Below are 17,136 nucleotides of genomic sequence, written 5' to 3' on the forward strand. Positions count from 1 at the left end.
TCATCATATTAGTTCTGCTCCCCTAGTCCGGCTGCTACTTCATTAGTATACACATATGGATGTTGATCATTTTGGCGTATTACTTCTCTAACAATATACCGCGGTCTTCCCTTAGTTTCATTAAATATTCGAGCGACATACTCTCCTATAATACTTAGAGATAATAATTGAGCAGCTCCTAAAAATAAAACAAGCACTATAATCGTTGAAAATCCATATGGAGTATCTGGTTTGAAGAAATGAAGAAATACATAATACACTATACCTATTAAAGATATAAGAGTTACAATAAAAGCAAAATTAGATATCCACTCTAAGGGTTTATAAGAGAAATTAAAAATCCCCATCTTGGCCCACTTTAGATTAGCGAAAAATGGTATTGAGGTTTGTCCAAGTTCTCTATCATCTCTAGTATATTCAATACCTGTCTGTCTAAATCCAATCCATGCTCTAATGCCTCTAAAGAAAATCTCTACTTCTTTTAATTTCTTTATTTCTTCGACGACAACACGATCCATCAGACCAAAATCGCCAGCATCTAATGGCATATCAATGTACGACATTTTTTTAAATATTCTATAGAATGCTTTATAACCTATTCTTCGCAATATAGAGCCTTTTCGCTTTGTTCTGATGCCGTAGATAACATCGTATCCTTCTTCCCATTTTGCAACAAAATCTAGAATCATCTCTGGGGGGTCTTGGATGTCACCATCAATTAATACGACCGCATCACCTTTAGCATAATGGATACCAGCTATTGTACTGGGCTGAGAACTGCCAAAATTCCGAGCCATAGATAACCCACACACATTAATGTCTATTTCAGTCAATAATTTAATTTCTTCAATTGTTCTATCTGTGCTGCAGTTATCAACATAAACTAATTCATAATTGTAATTCTTTAAATTCTTGAACACATCAGTAACACGATCATACATACGTCGAATATTCAACTCTTCGTTATAAACAGGTACAACAATTGATATTAATCTTTTACTCACTTTTGGCTCTCCCTCATTTCTCTATTATTGGAATTATTCATTTTTATCATTTGTGAGATGCTAATTCCCTCACGAAGGAGGAAATAAAAACCTAAAACGGTTATTGGAATATACTGGAACATCCTCAACACAAGTGCATAACTTAGTGATAGTTCTTTTGAAACGTTAAATATTTCAAGTGCCTTAGAACAAAAATATTCTAGTGTTCCCACATATCCAGGAGATGAAGGAATCATGATTCCAAGATTCACAACTACTAATACAAACATTCCTATATAAATAGTACTTGAAAAGTCAAAAGCTTCAGCAATCGCATAAAACAAGTACCCTTCCATACTCCAAATTAAAATAGAATAGAATGCTATTGGCAATAAATTACGTTTATTTTTAATAACATCAAAACCTGTTGTAAACTGTTCAAAAATACTGATAATCTTCTCGCCCATTTTCGGCTTTAAAGGTCGACAACATAAATGAATTAATCTTTGAGTGTGCTCTTTAAAAATCACCATTGATATTACAAAAATTAAAGCACATAAGAACAGAATAGCCGTTAGATACCCAATAAGTTTTACCCAATCAGGAAAAGGAAACAACATAGATGTTACCCCTAATAATAATAGTAAAGTTAATCCATCATAAATTCTTTCTAGAATAACTGTTGAGAACGCTGCAGTTTTGCTAATTTCCTCCTTCCGCCCAATTAAGTAGGCTCTAACAAATTCTCCAAGTCTAAGAGGTAATGTATTATTAGCCATATAACTAATACATATTATAGGAAATAAATTTGATGATTTTACATATTTAATACCCCTTAACATTAATGACCAACGTAAACTCCTAACCCAATAACTCATTAACTGAATAAAAACGGCAGGTACTAGAATCAGATAATTAATATTTTGAAGTATTTGACCTACCTGTTTGAACTCAATATTACGCAACAATACAAATAAAAAGAGCAAGCTGATTAACATACCAATAAACAGTTGAATTTTTTTCATTTTCATATCCTTACTTACATATTTTTAAAAACTAGATATTCTTATTTTGATGAAAATTATTTTACGGTTATTACAATCCATTATATTTAGATTTTGTAAATACCAAGTTGGATTTCCTTTGAGATATAACTTAGATTGACATTTGATTATTAAAAATTCTAATATTTATTCAATATTATAATCAAAATTGATAATATTGAATGCCAAATTACGTGGGTCAGAGCCAACTTTGATGGGGGTTCCACTAAATTTAATATTAATATCACTTTCACCTATATCAATTGGAACACTAACATCAATTTTTTGTGAAACGTTTGGTTCTATATTAACTTTTTCTATCAATCGCTCTTTATACCACAATTCTATAATTTCACTCTTAGAAACACTAGGTGGTAAAGTAATTTCGAAAAATATTTTCACTTCTTTTTTATCATCTGAAAAATTTAATAGTGACAAATCAACTGTTCCAGAAGCCCATCTCCAGGTCCTTAGATCATTTTTTTCTAGATCATACACACCTGACTTAAAATCAATTACTACATTAGATGAGGAAACTTCCATATTAGCAATTCTATTTGGAGAACTAGGGCTATATGTTAGCATAACTCCATCTGTCTTCATCTTTGGAGATCGGTTTTCTGGCAATAAATGTGGATAAATATACCCATCATTTGACCAATCACTTATTATCTCATGATCTCTTAAAAAATAAGCGATAAGTTGTTTATGTTTCGCTAGATTTTCTGGGGCTACTAAGTTGATTGGTTTATTGTTAGCTTTTAATTGATCATAAAGCAAGTAATATTGGCCTAAAGGATTATTAGTGTTACCAGTATATTGTCTCATCTCTTGAACATTAGACTTAGAGGAAAAATAACTAGTAGATAACCCGAATATTACAAAAATAATACCCGATAATAACATTGCATATTTATATAGCTTGCCTTGTTTGTATACATAGTAAAAAGTCATACCTATAATCGGTGGAATTAATACAAACGAATATTGTACTGTCTTATATATGCTCCATGTTTGTCCTCTTTCATTTGGTATCCATGGATTTTTAACAAAAAACAAGAAATAGCATATAATCAATAAAAACGGTGTTACCAATACTAATATGTTACCAATTTGTTCTTTCCATTCCACAGATTTAATGAAATTTTTCAAAATCAAATAAAGCCCTAAAAAAACAAATAGAGTTAGAATAGCATATAAAAGAGGATAGCTATTTGATATCCTAATTTTTAGTTCGATTGGAACAGAAAACACGATTAGGATGTAATCCCACAACGTATATGGTATGTTCCAACCAACTACAGCATTTAATTGAGTTTTTATAGCTCTATATGCATTGTACAACGAAATATTAGATAATCCAGTTGTCACAATAATTATTGATAATAATCTAAATACTATAAATTTTATTTTTTCTTTAACTTGAATACCAAACTTTATCATTAAAAACAGAACTGATAATGTAATAAATGGGAGTAATTCACTGTATGTAACGATCAGTGTTGAAAGTGAAATCGAAGTGATTAATACAAAAGAGTAGCTATTTTTCCAACTAATCACATTCAAGAATAATACAAATAAAAACAAAGCGATAAAAATCCCATATGCTTGTGGAGAAAACCCTAAATAAGAATAAGTAATTGGGATGCTTGCATGGAAGGCAGTGAAAATTACAGCAATAATCGCCGCTAAGTTGGGAAGCTTTAGTCCCACTCTACAAAATAAATATATTGTAATTACCAGACAGAATTGACCTACTGCTAAAACTGGCATAAATAAAGCAATTGAGAAATGTTCATTGAAAAGTACTGTAAAAAAAGAAAGAATAAATTGGAATCCCATTCTAAACCCAAAATGCTGATAAAGACTCATTTGTGTAAGCGATGGGAAATATGGATTTGGATCTGCCTTTTCAAAATAACTGAAATTTTGCAAATAATCTGCAATAGAGACATATGTGAATCCGTCAATAAATGCATTGAATGCATTGAAAAGAAGGATAGGCAGTAAAATTACTATACCCGACGAAAATGCTATTAAATATGTAACCAATTGTCCTTTGGATGGAATTAACCTTTTTACTATAATACCGCGCTTATAGGCAAAATATATAGCAAAACTACTAATTAATACCGAAAAAGCTAGTAAGTAATATGCAAACTGCTTCACTGATAATCCAATATAACTCAAAATAGAGCTTGAAAGTATTAACCAACAGATTCCTAACAAAAAACTAAATTCAATAATGTATTTGTGATTTACAGTAGGGATTAATAATATACTAAGCCAAATACCGGAGAAAAATATGATAGTTAAACTGCACGTATATAATAATAGTGATCCAAGGTCAAAATTTAACATATTTCAAACTCCCTAATTATACATTTTAATTAATAATAACAAACATTCTATTTTTCATTAGTTGAAATTGTTCTTCCCATGTAACTCTATACTTTTGTAGCTGATAAAAATTCTCTGCAAAATGTAATCCTTTTATATTATCAAGAAAACAAGTTTCAAAGCATGCTGGATCCACGAAAAACGCATTCACGCCTCTTCTTTCTACAGTAACAAATTTATAGCCATGTTCTTCAAATAGTTTTCTCCAGGCTGATATAGAAACACCAAAATATAAATAGTTTTCGTAACTACTATAATCCCACACAAAATCTTTATGATATACAATTGTCATTCTCTGCTCAGGTCCATATGCGGAGTTATATTCAACAACAAATATCTTCGGTCTCAATCCACTCTCTAACATTTTTCTTACAATGTAATAATCATTGCCATCAATATCAAGTGAAACGACATCGGGATTTTTATATAGTGAACAAGAGATTATCTCTTCTGTATTTTCTAAGTTAACAAACAAAGGGTAAGCTTCCACACCCAAAGCTAATGGTAATATATATTCTCTTAATCTCGAGACCGCTTCCAAATTACCTTCGTACATAACACCTTCATATTTTCTACCTAGCGCTAGCCATGAAGTATTATTTTCAAGCCCTTCTGATGCGCCGACTTCTATAAAATAATAGTTCGGATTAATTATTTTTCTAGTTAAATAGTCGATAATTCCATCTTCACCATTCTGACTAAATACTGAAAATTCCCAACTTATCGGGTTTGTCTCATCGATATCTCTAAGCTGTGATGTAACTGCCCCCCTGGAAAGTGCAATATTAATTCTTTGCAGAAACATTAGGTTTTCCACTGGAAATTCTCCATTCTCACTTTATGTATTTAAATCCCAAGAAATAATAAGCAGCCTTCAATTTAATTCCAATTTTAGAGAATATGTTTCTTCTCTCTATTTGTGTTTCTATTACCCTACTCATACACCAACTCCAAGGTACATAACCATTATGTTTTTTGAGTAAGTTAAATGCTTCCTTGTAGTGTTGCTCCTTATTATTTCTTGTTTTAGTTCCTTCATGATCACGTGAACAAGCTGTAAACACATCTAAATAGCCGATTTCCCCTTGCTTAAGTAATCTCCACCATAAATCATAATCCATGCACATATGTAATGATGCATTTATTCCATTACTATTTTCCCAGGCACTTTGTCTTATTAAAGTCGCGGGTTGGCAAATAATACATGATCTTGAAAGTTGTTTTACTGAAAAGTTAACTGTGGGATACTCAGATAAGATATGATTATTTGAATCAGTTATATAAGCTTGCGAGTACACGGCAGCACATTGTTTGTTAATTTCTAAATATTCCACCATTTTGATTAAGCCATGCTCTAAATATGTGTCATCGGCATTAAGCCAACACACATAATCTGAGGGAGGTAATATCTTAACTCCCTCATTGATTGCCGCGGCTTGCCCATTATCAGGATGCGATCTCCAGTGTGTAATATGTTGTTCATACTTTTTTATTATTGAGAGAGAACCATCAGTAGATCCTGCATCCATTACCGCAATTCTAATATCCAAGTTGGGTTGACTTATAATACTTAGAAGTGCTTCTTCTAGAAAGTGTCCTTGGTTCAAATTTGGGACAACTACCGACACAGATGGAAGCGACCTTGTCATACTTTCTTCTTGTACCATGATTCAGTAATCCTCACCTTATGATAAATATCTAACATTTGTTGAGCGGCTGTACGCCATGAGAACTTTTGTGCTTGGCCTACAGATTTCTCGATAAGCTCAGATCTAAGCTCATTATTACTTTCGAGATTGCGCATTGCTATTAATAAGCTGTTAACATCTGTTGGATCGATTAAGATCCCTGCCCTGCCTATTACTTCTGGAATGCTCGAAGTATTACTTGTTATTACTGGTGCACCGCAACTCATGGCCTCTAGTACGGGCAACCCAAATCCTTCATAGAGAGAAGGATATATAAAAGCAAAACATTTTGAATACAAGACTGATAGTTCCTCATCGGATACATAACCAAGAAATTTGATCTTATCGGCTACCCCCAACTCGTTAATTCTATCTTGAATATCTTGTTCCATCCAACCTTTTCCCCCAGCAATATACAGCGGCTTCGGTTCAGCTTGCTCTTCAACTAATTGTGCGTATGCTTCCAGCAGAAGTCGATAGTTTTTTCTAGGCTCAATAGTTCCAACACCTAACCAAAACGAATCAGTTAAACCAAACTTTTTTTGAACTTCTTGTATGATTGTTACATTTGTCACTTTAGTTAATGTCGGTCTAGAACCTAAATATACAACAGAAATTCTCTCTTCCGGGTAATAAGGGAAATACTTCATAAAGCTTCGTTTGGAGAACTCAGAAATTGTTAAAATATGGTCTGCATATAAACTTGCTTCAAATGCACCATCAAAACATACTAAACGATTCGCCTCAGTCGTATATTCCGGACAATCTAAATATCCCATATCGTAGATCGTCATTACCCTCTTGGCATTCACATTGCTTGGAAAACTAAAATTATTCGAATGAACAATATCAGGATTCCCCAGTATTTCACTCTTATCAACGCTATCCTGCCATTTTTGATTAAAATGATTTAACGAGTTATTTATGAAATGATTCATAACATTAGGTTGGGTGCTCTGGTATGCCTTTTTATAATCTGGATGCCGATAACCGTAAAACAATGGATACAACATATATTTATTTTCTCTATCAATTTCAAGCAAATGAGAAATCATTTGTTTAGAGAAAAAGCCACATCCAGCCATTTCTTCTGCAGTCTGACTAACATCAAATCCAATTTTCACTTACTTAGCCTCCGCCTCCAACATAGCCTTTCTAGAACTCTTCAACCAAGACATCATTACTCTAACCTGAGAAAGCTTTATATATCTTTGATATTTCATAAAAGATAGAGCAGATTTCTTGACAAGCTCCTTCACGAATTCATAATTCTCTTTTTCAGTTCCACGGGTATATCCTGCTTCCTCAGTAATTACATGAGCAAGATTATATATCCATTTTTCTGGAGCTGACCCACACTTCTCTTTTAGCATTAATATTATTTCTTCATGAACCGCTCTGCGACTTCCTAATGTCTTGTTATCAGAATAAAGCCTTGATCCAGCTAGCTTCTGTTCTAGAAAATAAAAAGGCTTTTCGCGTCCTATTCTAAGCCAAAATTCATAGTCCATACAATATCTTAGATCTTTATTTAATATCCCATACTTGTCAACAACAGATTTTCTGAAAAATACAGCCGGCTGACAAATATAACATATTTCCTTTAATTTCTCATAATCCCATTTTTCTGTGTAGTAGTCTTCCATATAATTATCATTTTCGTCGATGTGGTCTGCTTTACCATAAATGACATCAATATCAGGATTGTTATCGAATATCTCAATAACTTTATTTAATGATCCAGGATAATAAACATCATCCGAGTTTAACCAGCCAATTATCTCACCTTTAGCTTGAGTCAACCCTTTATTTACAGCGTCCGATTGACCTTCATCCTTTTGAGAAACATAGGATAGTAACTCTCCGTAACTTTGAAGAACTGCTACAGAACTATCTTTGCTCCCACCATCAAATACGATTAATTCTAAACCCTCTATTTTTTGATCAAGAATACTATCTAAAGTTCTTTTCAGAAAAACACCCTGGTTATAAGACGGGGTGACGATTGAAATCTTTATTGTCATTTTTGTTTCAACCCTTTAAATTATTTTACGCTCCATGAAGCGATTTTAATGATTTACCTGAGTGCTTTTCTCTAATATCAACTTTCGGGATTTGCACACCTAATTTACGTTCATCAGGAATACCGATTTCACTAGGTTTAAAAGTAGTCCGAATTACTATTGAAATCTCACCAGTTACCTTGGGTAAATCTTCAGTTATTACTAAAAGTGAATCTGTGGTAAAAGTATATTTCTTTATTTTTCCATTGATAGTCAGGTGCAATTGACCTCTTTTATGAGGTGAAACAGATGGAAGAATCAATTCCACATATAAATAACGATCTATCGATTCATCACTAATTGAAATATCAACAGCTTCTCCACTCCAATTGTCTCCGTATATCCCACTAATTGAATATTTATTAAACGACTCAACGCTTGCTACTTTACTTAGTAATTCATGGTATTGCTTAATCATAATACTATTATCAAATTTCTTAATTTGTTCATAACCCTTTAGTACTAACCTATCTCTCAAAGGTTTGTCGGTTACAATGTTTTTCATAACTTCAGCAATTTCTTCCGGTTTTCGAGGATCAAAATACAATACAGCATCTCCGCCCACCTCAGGAAGACTTGTATTTTGACTGCAAATAACAGGAGTCCCCATCGACAACGCTTCCGCTACGGGTATTCCAAATCCTTCGAATAGGCTAGGAAATATTAAAAAACTAGCGTTCTCCATTATTACAGATACCTCATGTTCAGTAACATATCCTAAATGAAGTACTCGATCTTGCAGGTTCATTTGACTAATGATTTCGTTAAAATATGCTTCTTGATTTAATAAGCTTCCTGTCAAGCATAGATGCAAATCTAATTCAGGATATTTATTAATGAATATTGACATAGCCGTGAGAAGTACACGATGATTTTTGTGTGACCAAAAGTTTGCTGGGTAATAAGCATAATTCTTACCCTTTAGACCGAGCTTTTGATTAATTTCAGCTGTGTCGATAGAACTAATTCCGTTTAATCGATCCTGGATACTGATATAAATAACTTCAGCTCTATCTTGCGGATAATTTAGTTTCTCTACCAATGTATTCTTGGTGAAGTCTGAGATACAAACTACATAATCCGCCAATTCGGATATACCTTTATAATAATTATCACGTACAGCTATCTCTTCTTCAGTAAAAAATTGCGGATAATATTTATGTTGCAAATCATAAATCAAGCTGAGAGTTGGTATGCCCGGTTCTGAATAATTAACCGCACTCATTGGACAAAACAAAACATCAATTGATCTAGATCTTAGAATTGAAGTTCTAGTCAGATTCACTGATTTGAATATTTTTTTCGAAAACTTTTTAATCTTATTGAATATTTTTCTTTTAACTTTATAAAAAAAGGTGGTTTTGACCGGTTGTTGTGGCTTGCTAGAAGCTTGAACTAATATCCTCTCAATTCCGTATTGCTCGAATGCCTCGAAGTACTGATGATTCCATTCAGCTGTTAACAAATAATATTGATCATTGCTATTGTGTTGAGCTAAGCCTTTAATTAGCTCGATGACTAATTGAAAAGCCCCTCCCATTTCACCGGTATTTCTTATTGGGACAACATCAATCGCTACTTTCATCTCACACCTGACCTTGTTTTTCTTGCAAGAGTTTCTCTAATTTTTGAATCGATTCCAATCTTGCTTCTCGATCTATTTCGGATTCCTTTAATAAACTCTCTAATTTTTGGATAGCAATTAATCTGGCTTCTCTGTCTGCTTCTGATTCCTTAAGAAGCTCTTCTAACTTTTGAATTGACTGTAATCTTGCTTCTCTATCTGCTTCTGATTCCTTAAGAAGCTCTTCTAACTTTTGAATTGACTGTAATCTTGCTTCTCTATCTGCTTCTGATTCCTTCAGTAAACTTTCTAGTTTATGAATTGTTTGTATTCTCACTTCTCTATCATATTCACATTCACTAAGCAATTGTTCTAATTTTTTGTTATTGGCCAGCCTAATCTCTGCCTCGTTACTAACTCTATTCACTTCATCGTATAAATCAAGTAACGCTAGTATGAGTCTTGTTTCTGGTTTCGATTGCAAATGCGCTGTAACTTGATCGTTACCTACTTGTACTAATTCCTCAGCACTTGCAATTAAAAACATATCATAAGGAAATAATGGGTCTATAAAATTAATGTATTTAAATCCATAAGATTCGAGAAGCATAGTGACTGCTTTAGTGCTGAATAAATATAAATGTTCCTGGTCCTTAAGTTGAATTAGAAAAGGATCGTTTGTTGCTATCATCTCTTCATAACTCATATGGTTATAACATGGTGTTTGAATAACGATTATCCCATCATTTTTTATTACACTGAGAGTATGCCTCATTGACTCTACTGGGTCAGTGAAGTGTTCGAGAACGTCCATCATAACAACAATATCTTTTAATTCCATATTTTCCGATACGTCCTCAATTTTACTGTTAATAATCTCGACTCCATGGTAATTTCTACCATAATTAGCGACCCATGGACTTAATTCTAGTCCTTTTGCTTCAAAACCAACACTCTTTAGCATCTGTACAAACGCCCCTGGTCCGCTACCAATCTCTAATGTCTTGCCCGGAGTACCTTTGTATTCCATAACCTTACGCAACCAATATAAACATCTTCCAGTTAAATCCTGCCTGGATCGCTGAAATATGTTTGGGTAACCATAATTATCTACCTGATGACCTGTCCAGTATTTTTTTCCATAGAAATCATCTTCATCATTTTCCACTTCATAAAAAACTTCATTCTTTCTTGGTGTATTTATTAATGTTTGACATTCTCTACATTTTTTATATTTCTCACTGAAGTTATCCATTTGCCTACAACCGCACCAGCATTCTACTATTTCAATCGAGTTATTGTCTTGCATACTTTACCTCATTTCTATGAATTCCTTCAGTTCTATTTGTGCCTTCGATTTCGAAAGTAGATTTCATAAATGCCACTCCATGAAATGATCTCCATTCAGGTTTCATTATTTCTAGGGTCATACAACCTTCAATTGTATCATAAATCTTATTGCTTACTTCAGTTTGACAATCTGTAGCTCCAACCATAACCGTATATAATCCTTGAAAAAGATTCATCTCTATTTTGAAAGAAGCTTTAATGATATTCCCTTTCCTTGCGCTTAGAATATTTTTATTTATCATATATGAGTTTTGTCCAAACACGACAGTGTTGTGTCTGTCAGACATTTGAAACGTAAATGCTAAGTCATCTACATTTTCTATAATCTCAGAGTATATACTTAAAGTTAAATTATCACCAGTATTTGCTGTTCTAGCCTCTTTACCATCGCTATCGCAAAATATTGCTCCAATAATTCTAACCTTACCGTCTCCTCGACGAATTCCAACTGCATTTTGAATATTATGTTTGCTTTCTTCTGGAATATCAATTCCAACTATTCCATTACTACTAATTTCAATTAACTCTCCTTCTAATTGCTGGCCAGCTAAATTTTTCCCATTCGAAGAATAAAAAAGATTAACCATCTCTAAAGGACTACCCTCATTTGTAACTTTGCCATTATTGAGAATAATGACACGATCACAATATTTTTTTACGCTTTGCATATCATGAGTAACAAGAATAATTGCTGCACCGTTAGCCTTTAATTTTTGCAAAAAATCAAAACACTTTTGTTGAAAGAAGATATCTCCTACAGATAATGCTTCATCAACAACATATATATCAGGATCTAGACTTGCATATAGTGAAAAAGCTAACCGAACATACATCCCTGAAGAATAGGATTTCACAGGTTGATGTATAAAGTCGCCTAGTTCCGAAAATTCAAGAATTGATGTTAATTTAGCATTTAGATATTCATCAGAAAAACCTAGCAGCTTCCCACTTGTAAAAATATTCTGTAAACCTGTAAGTTCTGGGTTGAAACCAGTTCCCAATTCAAGCAATGAAACCATATTTCCTTTGACCTTCATGCTACCATGAGATGGATAAAGAGCTTTTGATAATATTTTCAAAAGAGTACTTTTCCCAGCACCATTGTGTCCAATTATGCCTATACATTCTCCTTCTGATACAGAAAAACTAACATCTCTGAGGGCCCAGAAATCAGTATGCTTTTTCAAGTTACCAAGTGTAATCCACTCTAACAAACGATGATGTGGTTTTGCATAGATTTTATACTTTTTAGATAACTCTTTAATATCAACAACAATATTATTTTTTAGCATCATATGACATCCCTTATTTCAGAACGCAAAATTTTCAATACAAAAATGCCAATGAAAACTGAAACACAAGTGAATATAATCATAAGTACCCAGTTTGAAGTAGTAGGCGGCTTGGCGTATACAATAATTTGCTGTAAGGAATCAATAAAATAATAAACTGGATTGTAATTTATTAAACTTGCGAAAGAAGTAGGTAAAAGCTCCTTAATATATACAATAGGGGTTAGCCACATCCAAATTTGTATAAAACTAACCAAAAACTGACCTACATCTTTAAAGAAAACATTAACTGTCGCAACCACGAAGGCAATTCCAGTGGCAAAAACTACAAGCATAAACAAAACAATTGGGATAATCAGCCATAATAATGTTACTATTTGTCCTAAAATGAGCACAATAAGAAAGAGCAGTACCATTGAAATGAATAATATGATTGTCGAGGTTAAAGATACTTGCAGCATGAATATATACTCTGGAATAGCTAATTTCTTCAGATACGTTGAATTAACAAGAAATACGTTACTTCCTCTTACAACAATATCCGAAAATGAAATCCATGGAATTAATCCAGCACATAAATATATTGCAAAAGCGCTGGATGATTCCATGTTCGGTATTTTGGCAATCATAACTTGCGAGAAAATATAGGTAAAAATTAGTATTTGGAATAAAGGCTGCAATACGTTCCAGACAGCTCCTAGTGATGATCCAGCGTAACGATTTTTCAGTTCTGAAATTGAGTTGTCCCAAATATACTTTCGATATTTCCAAATACTATCCATACCTTACCACCTAGCTCTTCGTTTTATACCATTCAATTGTGTTCTTTAAACCATTATCAAAATCAGTTTTCGATTTAAAGCCAAATTCCTCATAAGCTCGGGTCGTGTCTAAACTTCTCCGAGGTTGACCGTCCGGTTTAGTACTATCCCAAATTATTTCTCCAGTAAATCCAGTCATTTCTGCGATCTTTTCTACTAAGTTTTTTATGGAGATTTCGTAGCCTGCCCCCAGATTTATCGGGTCACTTTTGTTGTAAGATTCCATTGCTGCAACAATCCCTTCTGCAGCGTCTTCAACGTATAAGAATTCTCTAGTGGCATTCCCTGTTCCCCAAACAGTGATCGAATTGTCACCATTCTTAATAGCATCAATACATTTCTTTACCAATGCAGGAATAACATGAGATGTGTTGGGATCAAAGTTATCTCTAGGCCCGTAAAGATTAACAGGTAGAAGATATACTGAATTAAAATTATATTGCTCTCTATATGCTTGGGATTGAACTAGCATCATTTTTTTTGCAAGTCCGTAGGGCGCATTAGTTTCTTCAGGATAACCCAACCAGAGATCCTGCTCAGAGAATGGCACGGGTGTGTGCTTTGGATAAGCACAAATCGTACCAATTGCAACAAACTTCTCCACACCAAAGACTCGCGATTGCTCGATTAATTGAGTACCCATCATCAAATTATCATAGAAGTATTTCCCTGGGTTCTCTCTGTTAGCACCAATTCCACCAACAACTGCTGCAAGATGGATAATATAATCAGGTTTCATATCATGAAACATTTTAGTAATACCAGCTTCTGTTATTAGATTATAATCCTTGCTTCTTGGAACAAATATATGATTATAACCTTTTTCCTTTAGTTTTTCTACAACATGATGACCTAAAAAACCAGCACCACCTGTAACCACAATTCTTTTATCTGTCAGCATGCAGGCTTTTCTCCTTCCAATAATGGAAAATGTCAGCTAAAGTTTGTTCTATACTGTATTTGGGAAACCAACCAGTTAATTGTCTAAGTTTACTACTTTCTCCAATCCTGACCGGAATATCATTATTTCTTACTTTTTGGGGATCAATATAAATTTCATACTTATTGATATTTGCTTCTCGGAACAATATTTCAATTATATCTCTTAAAGAGATAGCCTTACCAGAGCTAACATTGTATGTTTCCCCATTAACTCCAAGCATCAATAATCGGATATAAGCTTCAACTACATCTCTAACATCAAGAAAATCTCTTTTAACATCAATGTTCCCTGTACGAAGTATTTTCTCATTTTGACCCACCATGGTTGCTACTTGGTGAGCGAAACTCGAACAAACAAAGTCTATTGATTGCCCTGGTCCTGTATGATTGAAAGGACGTGCAATTACGGTGTTTAAACCATAAGAATTTGTAAATTGTCTACATAACAGTTCTGAACAAGCTTTAGCTGCTGAATAGGGACTTTTAGGATCATAGTGTTCAGTCTCAACCAACACACTATTGTTATTTCCTCCATACACATCAGCCGAACTAACATATAATATTTTTGAGTTTAATTTTAATTCTTTTACACACTCAAGTAAGTTTAATGTCCCATTAAAAATAATTTCATATGTTTTTAATGGATTAATGAATGAATCAGGTATAAAGGCCGGGCCTGCGAGATGAACAATGTAGTCAGGACTGTAGGATGTTAATATTTCCTTTAATTTAGCTTTATCCAAAATATCACATTTGAAATCATCGTTCTTACGCTCATTATAAAATGCTTCCGACCTAGCTATCCCTAATACTTCCATATTTTGTTTCATCATCGATTGAGACAACACGGTCCCAACAAAACCACTAGCTCCAGTTACAAGTGCTTTCAGAAAAATCACACCTTATCGTATTTCTTTTCGCACTCTCTCGAGATCACTATCAACCATCATTTTAACTAACTCTTCAAATCCTACATCTAACTTCCAACCCAATTTTTCTTTCGCTTTCGTGCAATCCCCCAGTAGTAGATCTACTTCTGCCGGTCTAACGAATTTCGGATCAATCACAATATAATCTCTCCAATTTAGTCCAGCATGGCTAAAAGCGATCTCAACAAGCTCTTCAACGGTGTGAGTCTCTCCAGTTGAAATAACAAAATCATCAGGTGCATCTTGTTGCAGCATTAGCCACATGGCTTGTACATAATCCCCTGCGAAACCCCAGTCGCGCTTAGAGTCAAGATTTCCCATTCTAAGTTCATTTTGCAATCCAAGCTTAATCCGCGCAACCGCATCTGTTACTTTTCTAGTCACAAATTCAATGCCTCTACGTGGTGATTCATGATTGAATAGGATCCCTGAACAAGCAAACATATCATAGCTCTCTCTATAGTTAACCGTAATCCAATGACCGTATACTTTAGCTACACCATAAGGGCTGCGTGGATAAAAAGGCGTTGTTTCAACTTGTGGTGTTTCCACAACTTTGCCAAACATCTCACTACTTGAAGCTTGATAGAAACGAGCATCAGGCTTAACTAATCGAACTGCTTCTAGCATATTGGTTACACCAATTGCAGTTGACTGAGCAGTAAGCACTGGTTGCGCCCATGAAGTTCCTACAAAAGATTGCGCAGCGAGGTTATAAACTTCATCTGGATTCGAAATTTTCACTGCTTGAATTAGTGAACCAAGATCCTGTAAATCACCATCGATGAACTCGATTTCATTCGCAATATGTATGATATTCTCCATAATTGGAGCACTAGTTCTTCTTTTAATTCCAAATACTTTGTAACCTTTCGATATCAGTAATTCAGCTAAATACGATCCATCTTGTCCTGTAATTCCCGTAATTAAAGCTCTTTTCTGTGACATTATTATCTTCTCTCCTATGTGTTGATTTATAAGTATTGATCTAATTTCTGTGTCCTTAATGCTTTAAGCAACAACTTCACTTCTTGTGCCTTGTCTTTGGTACAAATCAAAGTTACATCATCTGTATCAACAACGATAAGATCTTCAATCCCCAAAGTTGCAATTAATTTGCCGTTGTTACTCTCAATTATACAACGCTTAGTATCGATATTAAGTATATTACCACGAATAACATTGCCATCATCGTCACGATCATTAATTCGATCCAATGCAGTCCAACTACCAACATCATCCCACCCAAACGTGCACGGTATAACGTAGATGTTTTCTGCTTTTTCCATAATCCCGTAGTCAATCGATTGATCTGGCATTTTGAAAAATTCTGATTGTATTGTCTCTTCTCGGCTACTCAAATGGAACCCTTGCTTCATAGTCTCTAATATATCATGAACTTGTGGTAACAACGTATGAAAGTAATGCCGTATCGTAGAAACCTTCCAAATAAATATCCCGCTATTCCAATAAAAATTACCTGATTTCAGATAGTCCTCAGCAGTCTTAACGTCAGGCTTCTCAACAAAACGATTGACTTTATAAACTTCTAAATCGTCAACCACCTGCAAATCCTCACTTGTACTTTCAATATAACCATAGCCCGTTTCCGCGTAAGTAGGCGATATCCCCAGAGTTACAAGATTGTTATCAGTATCAGCCACTTGCACAGCCGCTTTCAAAATCTCCATAAAGCCTTCTTCATTTTCGATAATATGATCCGATGGCAAAACAATCATCGTACTATCTGGGAATTTCTCTTCAATAATAATTGAGGCCAAACCTACACATGGAGCTGTATTTCTACCTACGGGTTCAATAATAATATTCTCAGCAGGAAGATGAGGAATTTGCCCTCTTATTAGCTCAGCATACAATTCATTAGTAACAATGAATATTTGACTAATATCGATCAAGGATTCCAGTCTTCCAACTGTCTGTTGAATCATTGATTTATTTCCAGAGATATTCAAAAATTGCTTAGGAAGATTTGTTCTACTCTTGGGCCAAAATCTTTCCCCTTTTCCACCTGCCATGATTACAGAAGTAATCGTTCTCATA

The 17,136-nt window shown here is 34.0% G+C and carries 15 protein-coding genes; all 15 read right to left on the bottom strand.

From position 1 onward, the window contains the following. Positions 1–8: 8 nt before the first annotated feature. Positions 9–1,004 carry a glycosyltransferase family 2 protein gene (locus tag A8708_RS08920; RefSeq protein ID WP_068663150.1) on the bottom strand — a complete coding sequence of 332 codons (996 nt, stop codon included), beginning with the start codon at positions 1,002–1,004 and terminating at the stop codon, positions 9–11. Further along, complete coding sequence (locus tag A8708_RS08925; protein WP_068663151.1) at positions 1,001–2,008, bottom strand: lysylphosphatidylglycerol synthase transmembrane domain-containing protein; 1,008 nt, start codon at positions 2,006–2,008, stop codon at positions 1,001–1,003. Before A8708_RS08925 ends, A8708_RS08920 begins: the two co-directional genes overlap by 4 nt. Before the next feature lie 165 nt (positions 2,009–2,173). Then, on the bottom strand, positions 2,174–4,387 hold the full coding sequence (locus tag A8708_RS08930; RefSeq protein WP_068663152.1) for a hypothetical protein: 2,214 nt from the start codon (positions 4,385–4,387) through the stop codon (positions 2,174–2,176). A gap of 25 nt (positions 4,388–4,412) precedes the next feature. Then, on the bottom strand, positions 4,413–5,243 hold the full coding sequence (locus A8708_RS36060) for a hypothetical protein (RefSeq protein WP_204787495.1): 831 nt from the start codon (positions 5,241–5,243) through the stop codon (positions 4,413–4,415). A 16-nt stretch (positions 5,244–5,259) separates the two neighbouring features. Then, a complete protein-coding gene (locus tag A8708_RS08940) occupies positions 5,260–6,093 on the bottom strand; it encodes a glycosyltransferase family 2 protein (protein ID WP_082927379.1) in 834 nt (277 codons plus the stop codon). After that, positions 6,072–7,238 (bottom strand): glycosyltransferase family 4 protein, encoded by a 1,167-nt coding sequence (locus A8708_RS08945; RefSeq protein WP_068663153.1) that lies wholly within the window; start codon positions 7,236–7,238, stop codon positions 6,072–6,074. Before A8708_RS08945 ends, A8708_RS08940 begins: the two co-directional genes overlap by 22 nt. Continuing rightward, complete coding sequence (locus A8708_RS08950) at positions 7,239–8,138, bottom strand: glycosyltransferase family 2 protein (protein WP_082927380.1); 900 nt, start codon at positions 8,136–8,138, stop codon at positions 7,239–7,241. It lies immediately after the preceding gene. Between the two features lie 25 nt (positions 8,139–8,163). Continuing rightward, positions 8,164–9,762 carry a glycosyltransferase family 4 protein gene (locus A8708_RS08955; RefSeq protein ID WP_068663154.1) on the bottom strand — a complete coding sequence of 533 codons (1,599 nt, stop codon included), beginning with the start codon at positions 9,760–9,762 and terminating at the stop codon, positions 8,164–8,166. 1 nt (position 9,763) lies between these two features. Next, complete coding sequence (locus A8708_RS08960; protein WP_204787496.1) at positions 9,764–10,996, bottom strand: class I SAM-dependent methyltransferase; 1,233 nt, start codon at positions 10,994–10,996, stop codon at positions 9,764–9,766. A gap of 40 nt (positions 10,997–11,036) precedes the next feature. Beyond that, on the bottom strand, positions 11,037–12,383 hold the full coding sequence (locus A8708_RS08965) for an ABC transporter ATP-binding protein (RefSeq protein ID WP_167355866.1): 1,347 nt from the start codon (positions 12,381–12,383) through the stop codon (positions 11,037–11,039). Continuing rightward, positions 12,383–13,165 (bottom strand): ABC transporter permease, encoded by a 783-nt coding sequence (locus A8708_RS08970; RefSeq protein ID WP_068663157.1) that lies wholly within the window; start codon positions 13,163–13,165, stop codon positions 12,383–12,385. The genes A8708_RS08965 and A8708_RS08970 overlap by 1 nt, the downstream gene beginning before the upstream one ends. A gap of 10 nt (positions 13,166–13,175) precedes the next feature. Then, positions 13,176–14,105: a GDP-L-fucose synthase family protein gene (locus A8708_RS08975; RefSeq protein ID WP_068663158.1), complete on the bottom strand. Its 930-nt coding sequence runs from the start codon at positions 14,103–14,105 to the stop codon at positions 13,176–13,178. Then, entirely contained in the window at positions 14,092–15,045 is a 954-nt protein-coding gene (locus A8708_RS08980) for a GDP-mannose 4,6-dehydratase (protein WP_082927381.1), read from the bottom strand. Before A8708_RS08980 ends, A8708_RS08975 begins: the two co-directional genes overlap by 14 nt. A 3-nt stretch (positions 15,046–15,048) precedes the next feature. Continuing rightward, on the bottom strand, positions 15,049–16,023 hold the full coding sequence (gene gmd / locus A8708_RS08985) for a GDP-mannose 4,6-dehydratase (RefSeq protein ID WP_068663160.1): 975 nt from the start codon (positions 16,021–16,023) through the stop codon (positions 15,049–15,051). A 26-nt stretch (positions 16,024–16,049) separates the two neighbouring features. Then, complete coding sequence (locus A8708_RS08990) at positions 16,050–17,135, bottom strand: mannose-1-phosphate guanylyltransferase (RefSeq protein ID WP_068663161.1); 1,086 nt, start codon at positions 17,133–17,135, stop codon at positions 16,050–16,052. Between the last annotated feature and the right edge of the window lies 1 nt (position 17,136).

Source organism: Paenibacillus oryzisoli (genome assembly GCF_001653565.1).
Taxonomy (GTDB): domain Bacteria; phylum Bacillota; class Bacilli; order Paenibacillales; family NBRC-103111; genus Paenibacillus_E; species Paenibacillus_E oryzisoli.